The sequence below is a fragment of the Lentzea sokolovensis genome, assembly GCF_033949975.1.
Classification (GTDB): Bacteria; Actinomycetota; Actinomycetes; order Mycobacteriales; family Pseudonocardiaceae; genus Lentzea; species Lentzea sokolovensis.
Genome location: NZ_JAXAVU010000014.1, coordinates 631,541 through 644,371, shown reverse-complemented (window position 1 = coordinate 644,371; position 12,831 = coordinate 631,541). Strand labels below are relative to the sequence as shown.

Sequence of the window (12,831 nt, the reverse complement as noted above, 5' to 3'; positions counted from 1 at the left end):
AACTCCTTATTCATGCCTGAGGGCTTCGATGGGGCGGAGCTTCGCCGCCCGTGAAGCCGGGTAACTGCCGAAGAAGAGGCCGATCAACGCCGACACCGCGAACGCGAGCAGCACCGACGACGGCACGAGCACGGGCTGGATCCCCGCGATGGTGAACTGGCTGCCGATCATCCCCGCCGCCACGCCCAGCGCCCCGCCGAACAGGCTCAGCAGCGTCGCCTCGATCAGGAACTGCCCGAGGATCGAGGACCGCGGCGCGCCAACGGCTTTGCGGATGCCGATCTCGCGGATCCGCTCGGTGACGGTGACCAGCATGATGTTCGTGATGCCGATTCCACCCACCAGCAACGAGATCGCGGCCACCGACGCCAGGAGCACGGTGAACGTCTCCGTCGTCGCGGTCCGCGCGGTCAGCAGCTGGTCCTGGCTCAGGATCCGGTAGTCGGCGGTCTCGGTGATCTTGTGCCGGCCGTTGAGGATCGTCGTCACCTGGGCCTGCGCGTTCGGCAGCGCGTCGGCCGACTGCGCCTGCACCACGATCTGCGTGAGACTTCCGTAGCCGGTCAGCGCGTTCTGCGTGGTCGACAACGGCGCCACGGCCATGTCGTCGGCGTCCTGCAACCCGCTGGAACCCTTGGCCGCCAGCACTCCCACGACCGTGAACGGGATGTTGTTGACCAGCATGGACTTCCCGACCGGGTCGGTGCCGGGGAACAGCTCGGTGGCCACCGTCGCGCCGATTACGACGACCTTGCGCGCCTGCTGGACGTCGTTGTCGGAGAACAGGTTCCCTTGCGCGACCGAGCTGTTCGTGGTGTCGAAGTAGCGCGGGTCGGAGCCGATGAACTGCCCGATGTCGTGCGTCGTGTCCCCGTAACCCGCGGTCGCCTGCGCACTCACCACCGGCGACGCGTACTTGACGTCGGGGGAGTCCTGGCCCACCAACGCCGCCGCGTCCGCCGTGGTCAGCGGCTTGGCCGTGCTGCCGGGCTGGGCGCGCTGCGGGCTGATCGTCAGGATGTTCGTGCCGAGCCCGGCGATGCTCTGCTGCACCGCGCTCGACGCGCCGTTGCCGACCGCGATCAGCAGGATCACCGACGCGACACCGATCAGGATGCCCAGCGTGGTGAGCCCCGACCGCATCTTGTTCGCGGTCAACCCTCTCACCGCGAACGCGGCGATCTCGAAGATCCTCACACCAGCACCCCCGCGACCTTCCCGTCGACCACGCGGACCGTGCGCATGGCGTGGGACGCGACCTCGTCCTCGTGCGTGATCAGCACGACGGTGCGCCCGCTCGCGTTGAGCCGGTCGAGGATGCCGAGCACCTCCCGGCTCGACTCGGTGTCGAGGTTGCCGGTCGGCTCGTCGGCCAGCACGATCGCGGGCGACGTCACCAGCGCCCGCGCGATCGCCACACGTTGTTGCTGGCCACCGGAAAGCTCGTTGGGCCGGTGATGCGTGCGGTCTTTCAGGCCAACGAGATCAAGCGCCGCCAGCGCCCGTTCGCGGCGTTGGGCACGCCGAACTCCCGCGTACACCAGCGGGAGCTCGACGTTCGCGAGTGCCGTGGTCCGCGGCACCAGGTTGAAGGACTGGAAGACGAACCCGATCTTCCTGTTGCGCAGCAACGAGAGCTGTTCCTCGTCGAACTCGCCCGTGTCGATGCCGTCCATCAGGTACTGGCCGGACGTCGCGATGTCGAGGCAGCCGAGGATGTTGAGCAGCGTCGACTTGCCGGAGCCCGACGCGCCCATGATCGCGATGTACTCGCCCTTCTGGACGGTGAGGTCGAGGCCCCGCAACGCATGCACGGCCGTGTCACCGCCGCCGTACGTCTTGCGGAGGTCGCGGACCTCGATGACCGGGCTCATCGACCGGTCCCGGTGAGCCCGCCGCTGTTGCGCTGCCCGCCACCGGTGCCGGGGAACTGCCCGGTGCCCGGCTGCTGCTGCCGGTTGGTGCTGTTCGACGTGCTCACCTGCGGCAGCACCACCTCCTCACCGGCGGTCAACCCCGACTTGATCTCCACGTACTGGTCACCGCGCACCCCGACCTCGACCGTCTTGCGCGACTCGACGCCGTTCTCCACGACCTGCACCGAACTCGCGCCGCTGACGGTCTGCACGGCCGCCGCGGGCACGGCGAGGACACCTTGCGCGGACGCGACGGTGATCTCGACGCTCGCCGACTGACCAGGCTTGAGCTCGGCCGGCGGCTGAGTCAACGCGAGGCTCACGCCGTACTGCACGACGTTGTTCGCGGTCGTGGGCGTGAGGTCCACGGTGGTGACCTTGGCCTGCACCGGCGTTCCGGCCATCGCGTTGACCGTCACGGTCGCCGCCTGGTCGGCCTTGAGCTTGCTGACGTCGGACTCGGAGACGTTCGCCTTCACCACGAGGTTCTTCAGGTCGGTGACGACGACGAACCCGGACGCCGTCGTGGTGGCGCTGGTCGTGCTGGAAGTGGAGCTGCTGCTGGAAGTGCTGCCACTACCGACCTTCTGCCCGACCGCACCGGTCACCGACGTGATCGTGCCGTCCCCGGGAGCCGTCAGCACGGTCGCGGCGAGGTTGTCCTTGGCCTGCTGGAGCGCGAGCTGCGTCTGCCGGTACGCGGTGAGCAGCGCGTTCGTGCCCGTGCCCTTCTCCAGGGCCGCGTTCAGGTTGCCCTGCGCGATGTCCACCTGCAGCTGCGCCTGCGTCGGGTCGAGCTTCGCGAGCTGCTGGCCCTTCGTGACCGCGTCACCGACCTTGACGTTGACCTCGGTGACCGTGCCGCTCGCCCCGAACGACGCGACGGCGCTGAACGAGCTCTGCACCGTCCCCGAAGCCGTCACCACCTCGCTGACGTCCCGGTTCGCGGCGGCGGCCGTGCGAGCGGTCGTGGTGGACTGGGCATTGCCGGAGGAACCGAAGAACACCAGGTAGCCGGCCACACCGGCCCCGAGGAGCACCACCACCAGCAGTCCGTTGATCAACAAGGATCTGCGACGTCGAGTCATGGCTCGGGATCGTCGTCCGGCAAGCTGTGTCAGGGCTGCGAGTTTCCTGGCAACGAGCTGAAGATCAGCCCGACCGTTTTCACCCGAATGAGCCCCTTGTTGCTTTTCGAGCAAGCCCTACGGTCGATCTATGGCCACGAGTACTCCCTCCACCGCATACAGCCGGGATCTGGGCGACGAACTGCGCAAAGTCCGCGAGACGTCGTCCGAACTCACGGGCGCCGCACTGGCCGTCCGCCTGGGCTGGGATCCCAGCAAGGTCTCCACCCTGGAGAACGGCAAGTACCGCCCCAGCGAGATCGACCTGGTGCAGTACCTCTCCATGCTGGGCAAGGACATCGACTTCTTCGAGGACTTCAAACGCCGCTTCCGCTACGCGTTCGAGGAGTACATCGTCCAGGTCTCGGACAACCTCCGCACCCTCGCGATGGCGGAGGCGACCGCCATCACGATCACCAGCTACGACTCGCAGGCGATACCGGGCCTGTCGCAAACTCCGGAGTACGCCGACAGCCTCTACCGGATGGGCGGGTACATCGTGGAGGAGCGGATCCCCACGGTGGTCAAGTTCCGGATGGACCGCCAGGTGATCCTGAACCGGCACGATCGTCCGGATTGCTTGTTCTACATCCATGAGCATGCGTTGCAGACACAGGTCGGCGATGTGCAGACCATGGAAGATCAGTACGCCAAGCTGCTGTTCGGCGCGCCCAGGATCCGGATCGTACCGGCGACGGCACGGTTGGTGGCCACCAGCTGTGTGCTGTGGGAGTACGACAAGGCGATGCCCGTGGCGTTCACCTCGACCGACTTGGCGAAGGTGTTCGTGCAGGATCCGGGCGCCATCGCCCGGACGCGCCTGCTGTTCGATCGCTTGGCCGAGGTTGCCTTGGATGAGGAACAATCGCGGAGGGTGCTGGCGGACTACGTCGGCCGACCGCGAGAGGAACTCAATGAGCGAGGCCCGCGCTTGGCGTAAGAGCAGCTACAGCGGTGCGACCGAGGACGACAACTGCGTCGAGGTGTCGGTCGCCGCTGATGCTCTGGTTCGTGACTCGAAGAATCCGGCCGGGGGCGTTCTGACCTTCGGCGCCACTGCCTGGGCGAACTTCGTCCAGAGGGTGCCAGTTAGTTGACACCTGCTCTGTTCGGCGGCACAGCCTGCTAGGACGATCACATGAACCTCGTGTGGGCCCTGATCGGCGTGGGCGTGGCGTTGGCCGTAGCGGCAGGCGCATGGCTCCGGCTCCGGCGTCGTTCGCACAGGACGCGCCGCGTCTACTCGCGTCCGGACAAGCACTCAGGTCTGATCGGTGGTGTTCCAGAGGAGTCGTCGTACCGGCTACAGCCCGCCTACCGGTTCGACGACGACACGGACTACCTCGACGACACGGACTACGACGACGACCAGTGGGTCGGCGTGTCCGCGCCGCCGGTGGTCGGCGGGGAAGAGTCCTCTAGGTCCGGCTTCACGGTCGCCGCTCAGCTGGGGCGTTGGCTCTCGGAGGACGTCCCGCTCGGCGGCAGGAAGTCCCCGCTGCCCCGGGACGGCCTGTTCGTTCGCCGCAACAACGCGTTCGGCACCAGGGCGGTGCTCGGCATCAAGGACCTGATCGACGAGGGGGTCCTGATCGACCAGGCGCAGATCAGGTTCGACGACTTCATCGCCTCGGACCCGTCCGGCATCCCGTTGCCACAGCCCGGCCACGCGCTCGCGGTGAGCAGCGGCACCTGTCCCGCCCAGACAGGTCTGCGCGCCAACGAGAACACCACCCACTTCGTCGAGATCGCGTTGCGGGCGGGGGAGGCGGGCGGGGCCGCCGCGCAGTCCGTGCCGGTGAACTTCGTGTTCGTCGTGGACACCAGCGGTTCCATGGCCGGTGGGAAGATCGAGACGGTCAGGACCGCGATCCTCGAGCTCTACACCCAGCTGCGCGACACTGACGTCCTCGGCATCGTCGCGTTCGACACCACGGCCAGGACGTTGCTCAAGGCCACGCCGAAAGCGTCGCTCGAGCAGGAGATGCTGGACGCCATCGTCGCGGCCCTGCGCGCGGACGGCGGCACCGACATCAACCTGGGCGTCCTGTACGGCATCGACGAGCTCTCCCGGCACGCCCGGCCGGATGTCGTGAACTGCGTCTACCTGTTCTCGGACGGGGAGCCGAGCTCAGGCGAACGCGACTGGATCGCCATCCGCCGCAACATCGCCGCCAAAGCGCGGGGCGAACTGACGCTGTCGTGCTTCGGGTTCGGCCGTGACGCCCGCATGCGCGAGTTGGAGGCACTGGCGGGCACGACCGGTGGGTTCTGCACGCTCGTCACCGATCCCGAGGACGTGCGGGTCACCCTCGCCGAGGACCTCGCGCGGCGCGAACACCTCGCCGCGCTGAACATCCAGCTCCAGATCAGCCTCGACTCGACCGTCACCGCCTGGCACCTGTACGGCCACGACCTCATCACCGACGCCCCGACGCGTGCCCGCGTGGAGCGAGACGTCGCCGCGGTTCGCGAGCGCGCACGGGAGGAGTTCGGCGTCGAGTCGCTGCCGGATCTCGTCACCCAGGACGAGGGCATCCGGATCTTCGCCCCGGACCTCGCCCACGGCGAGACCTACTGGGTGGTCCTGGAGGTGCAGGCCCCGGCCGACGCGGACTTCGGTACCGCGACCGTGCAGCACGTGGACGTGGTCGCCGGCGAGAACCGCCGGCAGACGCTGCAGCTCGGCGCCGACAGCACGATCGCCCCGGAAACCGTCTTCGCGCACGCCGTGGGCCTGTGGACGAGCGAGATCACCTTCTACGCGCTCGACGACCTCTACCAGAACGACCGGGAGACGGCGAACTCCCGGCTCTCCGAGCACGTCGAGACGTTGCGCCAGGCCCACGCGCACACCCCGGCACCGCAGTTCCGCGACGACCAGGTGACGTTCCGCAAGCTGATGAGCCTGACGGCGAACCTGGGCACGGTCCGGGCGTTCTCCGACACCGGTGACGCCGTCGCCGTGCACGCGCTGAACGCGTTCGGTCAGAGCAGGTCGGGCTTCGCGCGCAACCGGTTCGGCTAGCCGGGAAAAATTTCCCGAACTCCCTTGAACCGTTGTCCGTCTCGCTACGTGTTCCCGCCGTACAACGGGAACGAGGGGGATGGCCATGGCTGACGAGAAGACGGTGTTGATCGGCCGCTGCGGCCCGACGGTGATGCTGCCGAAGCAGGGCAGCAAGATCGTTCCGCTGCGCAGGTCCACCCCACTGCGGGTGGACGTGGCGGGTGGCGGCCCGGTCGGCCTCGCGTTCGCGTGCACCATCAAGTCGCTGCTGGGCGACCAGGTCGCGGTCCGCGTCCACGACCGCCGCTGGATGCGCCAGGGCGACCGCGTCGTGTGGCGCGGCCAGGCCGAGGGCAACAACCGGCGCGAGCAGGTCGTGACGCTGCAGAGCAACGTCTGGGCCGCCCTGCCGTCCGCCGTGCAGCAGCGCCTGTTCATGCCCGGCAAGTTCTCGGAGATGTGGCCGCTCGGCCCGGACTCGCCGGCGTCCAAGGGCCGTCCGCGCAACATCAAGATCCGCTGGATCGAGGACTGCCTGCTCGACATGGCGCAGGACGTCTACGGCATCGAGGTGGTCCCCGCCGCCTACACCGCGCCCACGAAGTTCGACGGCCTGCACGTCCTGGCCATCGCGGACGGAGCCCGTTCCGCCACCCGCGACGCGTTCTCGGCGCAGTTCGGCACCCCGAGCCGCGAACTGTTCTCAGTGGACGGTTCCCCGCTCGACGAGCGCGTCCTGGGCATCCGAGTCACCGCCAAGGCACCCGACGAGCACACCGTCCCGCTCACCGTGGCGCAGAACAGGTTCCTCTTCAACTCGATGGGCGGCGGCTTCATCAACATGCGCCTGACCGCGGAAGAAGCCTCCGAGATCGTCGCACTGGGCGAGAGCGGCCCGGTCTCGTGCATCGGCAAGTTCGGCTGCTCCATGCGCCCTTCCGCTGGTGGCCGTTTCGTCTGCGACCGCCACCGCGCCGTCTTCAAGCCGTCCGTCGACAAGCTTTCCTACCTGTGGCCCCGAATCCTCGACGGCCTGCGCTTCTTCGGCGTCGGCGTCGCGGACGTGGTCGGCATCAACTCGTTCACCCTCGGCATGCAGCAGATGTCGAAGTTCACCGCCCAACTGGCACCGAACACGTTCGGCTTCCTGCTCGGCGACGCCGCGAACTCCCTGCACTTCTGGCCGGGCCGCGGCCTCAACACGGGTCTGAAGAGCGCCCTCTCGCTGGCCGTGAACCTGCAGAAGCGCTGGCGCGGCAAGGCTTTCCGCGCCGCCGACTTCGCCCAGCACGAGGGCATCATGCAGCAGCTCCAGTACCGCGAGAAGTCCCGCGCCTGGACCACCATGCTCATGCCGAACTCCGAAGGCACCCCGCGCGGCATCGAAGACCGCATCCGCGAGGGCCTCCAGGGCCCCTACGACCGCGCCGCCCTCGTGAAGACGCTGTTCGAGCGTGTCCTCGACATCAAGAAGCGCATGGGCGATCGCATGGGCCCGCTCGCCACCGACGAGTGGTACTACGGCCGCGTCAACGCCCTCGACACCCGCACGCTGAAGGTCATGGTGGAGTCCGGCGCGTGGATCACCCGCGAGATCGGCGGCGAGGAGGTCGAGATCCCGTCAGTCGAGGCTGCGGTCACCGAACCCGCCCGGCGCCTCTCACTGGTCAGTTAGTGGTCATGTAGTGGACATGGTTTGGGCCGAAAGAGTGACGTCCTAAGTCATCCGTAGCAAGTCGCTGCAACGCGACGATGATCTGGCATGGCTCAAGCTTCGAACTTCGAGATGACGTTCCGGCAGGTGCGGGAGCTCGTCAAAACCGGCGCCAAAGGCGAGGAACTGCTGGGCGCGGTAGACAAGCTGCTGGGCGCCGTGCTGCTGCTGTCACCAGTGATGCTTGGGCCGACCGCTCTGCCCGCGCTAGGGCTAATCGGCGCGAAGAACGAGATCATCAAGCTCGCCGGCGGTGCCGTCAAGAAGATCGCCGAAAGCTCGAAGGCGAGCTTCGTGGACCGCGGCCGCCACATCGTGGCGGCCCACTGCCTGCTGACGTACACAGCCTTCTTCGAGGCGCTGCAGGACAGTCTGCCTGATTTCGTCAAAGCCATCGATCTCAGCGGTCCGGAGCAACGCAGGATCTCCGAGCGGGCCGCAGCGAAGATCGGGGCTCTCGCCGCCGCTCCGGCCAAGCCGCTGGAGTCTGACGGGATCGACCTCTCACAGGTGCCCGTCCCGTTGCCCCATCCGGTCCTCACCAGGCAGCAGGAAGGAGAGAACCGCAAGAACCTTTACGAGAACATGGCTCGGCAGCTGACCAAGTTCGTGTGCGGACTGGCTGTCTGGGAGCGACTCGGCGAGCCACAACGGGATGAGATCAGTACCCGGCTCCGGGATCTGCCAGCGAAGGCTGTTGAGGTCTACGAACTGCAGTACCTGGCCTTCGCGGCTGAAGTGCCGGAGTACTTCATCTGGTCGGAACTCCGCGAGCACGGCCGCACGCAACAGCTCACCGTCAGCGTGCGCGAGAAGCTCGACCGGATCGACTCCGCAACCCGCTCACTTGACCTGGGCCTAGCCAACCTGGCCAACGCGATCAGCGTGATCGCCCACGCGCGGGTCATGGAGAACCCAGCCCTCGAAGTGTCAGATGCACTGAACCGGACCTATGCGGGCTGGATCGCAGAACCGGTGATCGACGACCGTTACGACCGTCGCGACGACGCCCCCGCTCTGCAGTATCCGAGGAAACGGGACATCTTCGTGCCGCAGGCGTACAAGGTGTTGCGGCACATGGATACCAGAAAGCCTCTCGAAGACGAACGCATGTGGGCAGGCATCGACAGCAAGGATGATCTCGGTGCCTTCGTCGTCACCTACCTCCAATCGGTGTACAGCACCGAGTCTCCCTTGGTCATCCTCGGTCAACCGGGCTCGGGCAAGTCGTTGTTCACGGAGCTCCTTGCGGCCACGTTGCGGCCACCGATCTTCAACGCGGTCCGGGTGAAACTGCGGGACATCGACGCTGAATCCGAGCTGCAGACCCAGATTGAGCAACAGATCCGGAAAGACACCGGCCTGGACGTGCACTGGCCGACGTACGCCAAGGCGTTCCCGGACAGTCCGCCGGTGATCATTCTCGACGGCTACGACGAGCTACTTCAGTCGAGCGGCAAGGTCTACAGCGGCTACCTCGACAAGGTTCACCAGTTCCAGCGCCGCGAGGCGAACCAGAAGCGCCCGGTCCGGGTGATCATCACCAGCCGCGTGACGCTGATCGACAAGGCCGTCATGCCTCCAGGCGTCACGGTGCTCAGGCTCCAGGAGTTCGACGAGCCCAGACAACAAGCCTGGATCTCCGTGTGGAACCAGCACAACCAGGTCTACTTCTCGCGGACCAACACCCGGCCATTCCACCCCGGCACCGAGGAGAAGGTCCTTCAGCTGGCGAGGCAGCCGTTGCTCATGCTCATGCTCGCGGTCTACGACTCGAAGGAGAACTCACTTCACCACGGCGAGCGACTGGACCAAACCCGTCTTTATCACAGCCTGCTTTGCCGATTCATGGAACGAGAGCGGCTCAAGGACGAGGAGGGGACGCTCTTCCGCGCGCTGGGTCCCCGTGAGCAGAGTGAGCAGATCGAGCGTGACCTGGAACGTCTCGGGGTTGCCGCAGTCGGCATGTTCAACCGGCAATCCCTGCACATCACGAAGGAACAGCTGAACCGCGACATCGCCTACTTCGATGTCGAGCGCACGGTGCAGACCTCGGCAGGTGGTGCGCAGTTGAGCCAGGCAGAGCTGCTGCTGGGCAGCTTCTTCTTCATCCACGAGTCCCGTACTACGGCGTCCGGGGGTGCGGGGGCGGAGAGCGAGTCCAACTCGACCGCCTTCGAGTTTCTCCACAACACCTTCGGTGAGTTTCTGACGGCCGACTTCATTCTGCGAACCCTGTTGCGGGAGGCGAAAACGGTAGAAAAACTGAGTGGAGATGATGACCTTCGCTCAGCCCTTCAGCAGCGACTTCACGTCATCACCGACAACTGGTTCGCCTGCTTGTGCTATTCCGCCCTGCATTCGCGCCCTGTGATCCTTGAGATGCTTCGCGAATGGGCAGGTCACCGCCTGCGGGACGAGTCGCGCGGTATCGGCAGATTCCTTGATAATCTAAATCTACTGCTTCGGGAGCAGATTCGAAGTATCCTGCGCGGAACCCCGCCGAAATTTCTCGTCGATGTCGACGACAAACGCCCATTTGTTCATCTGTCCGCACTTGGGCACACGGCGATCTACAGTCTCAACCTCATCGTGCTGCGCACTGTGTTGTCTGTGGAGGGCTACGTTTTCGACGAGTCCCTCTTCTCGGTGCCTGATTCAGGATGCCGACCTTGGGATCGTCTTGTTTATCTCTGGCGCTCCTGGTACTCGCTTGAGGCTCTTTCTGGTGTATCGACAATCCTTGAGGCAAAAAGGGTAGACGATGAAATTTGTCTAGCGGGACGCGACATTTTCCAGGCGCCTGTTCGAAATACGCGCTTGGATGATGTGTTCAATGTTGCGGAGGCGTTGGCCGATGACATCACAGCAGGATTGGCTGGGATCTATGTCTATGACAGCTCGTTTGGCAAGCAGGTCGACTTGGATAAGATCGGAAGTCGGCTCTTGCGGGAAGGTATCGATCTCAGCGTTGAGGTTGTGAGTCGAAACGCGGTTGATCCACGTCACGGCAGGGGGGAGAGGAAGGGGGATCCGCGGGTCGATTCGATTTGGGGTTGGAATAGCCCTCGATATAGGAGGGATGACATCAGTTCGCGCGCTTTGTCAAAGGCATTCGATTTGATCTATCGGCCAGACGCCGTGACGATGGGCAATGCGATGGACTCGATGATCGGCCCGAGTGACCTGGACTCTCTTCGCAAGCTCCCTTCGGATGATGCCAATAAAGTGGTGGCAATCAAGAGTCGCATAGAGCCGCGTTGGATCAATGACCTGCTTGTTAAGGTGGCGAATGAGGATTTAGGGTGGATTGCTTCGTGCGACGCTGCCGGTCCAATCTTGAGGGCGACTCGGATCTATCCTTTCACGCGCGGTGCAACTCTGGTCAGAAAAGCGCTCTTGGCTAAGATCAGCTCGGGTTGGGTTGCTGAACCTCAAACCTCGGAACTTGCCGTGAGCATGGCAATCTGCGGTCTTGCTCTGGATGTTGGAGAACTTTTTCGGGCAGGCATTAAAGCCCTGTCTGATCGTGTTCTAGCTGGCGATTGGAAAGTGGCTGAGCTGTCGTTGGCGACACTGATGAGCCTGCTGGAGATGCTGATAGACGGGGATTCGAGCCATCGAATGCAGGCTGCTTTTCTATTTGATGAATTGGCGAGCTTGCTATCTGATGCGGAGTCGAGCTACAGGCCGTCGAATGTTCTTTCTCTAGTTATTCGGTTGGCGCTTTGCGCGGCACCTGACGGCCCCATTGTTGGTTCAATGATGGAAATATTGCGCAGGCCTGGGGCGGCGTACAACACGCTCCTCGAAGATCCGCTGGACGTGATCTTCTTGCTTCGACTCTGTCGAATCTATGAAGATTCCGGTCATGTGCAGAAGATTTTTTCCAGAATCTTTTCTGTGCCTGTGGGTGTCGATTACGTCCGCGCGCCCTCGTTCGGTCGACTCTCCGGGCGCGCTCGTGTCGCCATCTCCGAACAGACCGTCGATGACTTGATGTGGGTGATCAAGAAGGTGAGCGGCTGAAAGGTGGAGGCGTCTTGAGATTGTTACTGGCCAGGTACACCCAGGCGTCTGCGCCCGAATCGAGCCGAACGAGCGCTCTCCGGTAGTCGTCGACCTCGTAGATGTCGGCCGCGGCGAGCTCCGCAGCCGTCACCTCGAGCATGGTCCCGGCAGTCGTGTCCGCTGGGTCTCCTGTGTGCCGGACGATCGGGTGCCGGTCCGTCCCGCTGACCTCGATCACGGCGGGATCGGTGATCGTCACCCAGTCCTGCCGATAGCCGGGCAGCACGTCCTCCTTGCCGACCAACGTCCGCCCGAAGTGCTCGATCTGCACCGATGGCGTCTGCAGCGTCCCGTACGAGAACAGATTCACCACGGCGTCGGCCGGCCCGCCGATCCGCCGCAGTGCGGGGCTCGCGACGTCGGAGTTCCCCACCACGACGGAAGCCCGATCGGCTGGCCGCACCTCTTCCAGGTACCGACGGCAGGCAGCGTGATATCGCTGGTCAAACGCACGTTCGGCTTGCTCCAGCCCGCCGAGCAACTCCGCGTCACGCCGAGTCCCGCGTTCCCGTGCTACCTCGAACGGCGTGTCCACGAAGACGACCTCGTCCCATTCCAGCTCCCGTTGGAGGAAGCTCCCGTCCACCACCAGCACGAGGTCTTCTGGCGCGGTCACCGGTGGCTCGTCCAGGGGAGTGTCCGAACGCAGGTCGATGATCCGCTCTCGATACCGCAGGTCCCCGCCGGGCCCGAGGGGCTCCAGCACCAGCTGCGAGAACGCACCGAAGTCGTAGGCGTCCAGGTAATACCCGTCAGCCGAGTCCCGCCCCTGCCGGTGCCTCACCGCACGCGGGTTGTGGAACCCGTCCATCGTCAGGTGCGCCGCCGAACGCCCACGAGCAACAACGGCAGCCGTCAGCTCCCGAGCCAAAGTCGTCTTGCCCGACGCCGTGATCCCGTCCACCGCCACCCGCACCGGATGCCCCGGAAACCGGCCACACAGGTGATCGGCGATCCGGCCCAGCACGCGCTCCCGTGGAGTGATCATGCGAC

The 12,831-nt window shown here is 65.1% G+C and carries 9 protein-coding genes; 5 read left to right on the top strand and 4 right to left on the bottom strand.

The features are described 5' to 3' along the window. Nucleotides 1-6: 6 nt before the first annotated feature. Genes SK854_RS36840 through SK854_RS36830 form a run of 3 tightly spaced genes read right to left on the bottom strand, consistent with a single transcriptional unit; the run spans nt 7 to nt 3,004 of the window. Entirely contained in the window at nt 7-1,197 is a 1,191-nt protein-coding gene (locus SK854_RS36840; protein WP_319979767.1) for an ABC transporter permease, read from the bottom strand. Further along, nucleotides 1,194-1,874, bottom strand: coding sequence for an ABC transporter ATP-binding protein (locus tag SK854_RS36835; RefSeq protein WP_319979766.1), 681 nt, complete (start codon nt 1,872-1,874; stop codon nt 1,194-1,196). The genes SK854_RS36840 and SK854_RS36835 overlap by 4 nt, the downstream gene beginning before the upstream one ends. Further along, nucleotides 1,871-3,004, bottom strand: a complete 1,134-nt coding sequence (locus tag SK854_RS36830) for an efflux RND transporter periplasmic adaptor subunit (RefSeq protein ID WP_319979765.1) — start codon at nt 3,002-3,004, stop codon at nt 1,871-1,873. Before SK854_RS36830 ends, SK854_RS36835 begins: the two co-directional genes overlap by 4 nt. A gap of 130 nt (nt 3,005-3,134) precedes the next feature. Here SK854_RS36830 and SK854_RS36825 point away from each other — a divergent pair, with 130 nt between their 5' ends. From SK854_RS36825 to SK854_RS36805, 5 genes are all read left to right on the top strand, one after another. Next, nucleotides 3,135-3,983 (top strand): helix-turn-helix domain-containing protein, encoded by an 849-nt coding sequence (locus tag SK854_RS36825; protein WP_319979764.1) that lies wholly within the window; start codon nt 3,135-3,137, stop codon nt 3,981-3,983. After that, nucleotides 3,898-4,140 (top strand): DUF397 domain-containing protein, encoded by a 243-nt coding sequence (locus SK854_RS36820; RefSeq protein ID WP_319979763.1) that lies wholly within the window; start codon nt 3,898-3,900, stop codon nt 4,138-4,140. The genes SK854_RS36825 and SK854_RS36820 overlap by 86 nt, the downstream gene beginning before the upstream one ends. 41 nt (nt 4,141-4,181) lie before the next feature. Next, a complete protein-coding gene (locus SK854_RS36815) occupies nt 4,182-6,071 on the top strand; it encodes a VWA domain-containing protein (protein WP_319979762.1) in 1,890 nt (629 codons plus the stop codon). An 85-nt stretch (nt 6,072-6,156) separates the two neighbouring features. Beyond that, nucleotides 6,157-7,728, top strand: coding sequence for a hypothetical protein (locus SK854_RS36810; protein ID WP_319979761.1), 1,572 nt, complete (start codon nt 6,157-6,159; stop codon nt 7,726-7,728). Nucleotides 7,729-7,815: 87 nt separating this feature from the next. Then, nucleotides 7,816-11,796: an NACHT domain-containing protein gene (locus tag SK854_RS36805; protein WP_319979760.1), complete on the top strand. Its 3,981-nt coding sequence runs from the start codon at nt 7,816-7,818 to the stop codon at nt 11,794-11,796. On the opposite strand, the gene SK854_RS36800 is transcribed toward SK854_RS36805, so the two are convergent. After that, nucleotides 11,777-12,826 carry a gamma-glutamylcyclotransferase gene (locus SK854_RS36800; RefSeq protein WP_319979759.1) on the bottom strand — a complete coding sequence of 350 codons (1,050 nt, stop codon included), beginning with the start codon at nt 12,824-12,826 and terminating at the stop codon, nt 11,777-11,779. The genes SK854_RS36805 and SK854_RS36800 overlap by 20 nt on opposite strands. Nucleotides 12,827-12,831 lie beyond the last annotated feature (5 nt).

Excerpts from the sequence above, each read along its gene's own strand:
- SK854_RS36835 (WP_319979766.1), bottom strand. The coding sequence starts at position 1,874 with ATGAGCCCGGTCATCGAGGTCCGCGACCTCCGCAAGACGTACGGCGGC.
- SK854_RS36830 (WP_319979765.1), bottom strand. The coding sequence starts at position 3,004 with ATGACTCGACGTCGCAGATCCTTGTTGATCAACGGACTGCTGGTGGTG.
- SK854_RS36825 (WP_319979764.1), top strand. The coding sequence starts at position 3,135 with ATGGCCACGAGTACTCCCTCCACCGCATACAGCCGGGATCTGGGCGAC.
- SK854_RS36820 (WP_319979763.1), top strand. The coding sequence starts at position 3,898 with ATGAGGAACAATCGCGGAGGGTGCTGGCGGACTACGTCGGCCGACCGC.
- SK854_RS36815 (WP_319979762.1), top strand. The coding sequence starts at position 4,182 with ATGAACCTCGTGTGGGCCCTGATCGGCGTGGGCGTGGCGTTGGCCGTA.
- SK854_RS36810 (WP_319979761.1), top strand. The coding sequence starts at position 6,157 with ATGGCTGACGAGAAGACGGTGTTGATCGGCCGCTGCGGCCCGACGGTG.
- SK854_RS36805 (WP_319979760.1), top strand. The coding sequence starts at position 7,816 with ATGGCTCAAGCTTCGAACTTCGAGATGACGTTCCGGCAGGTGCGGGAG.
- SK854_RS36800 (WP_319979759.1), bottom strand. The coding sequence starts at position 12,826 with ATGATCACTCCACGGGAGCGCGTGCTGGGCCGGATCGCCGATCACCTG.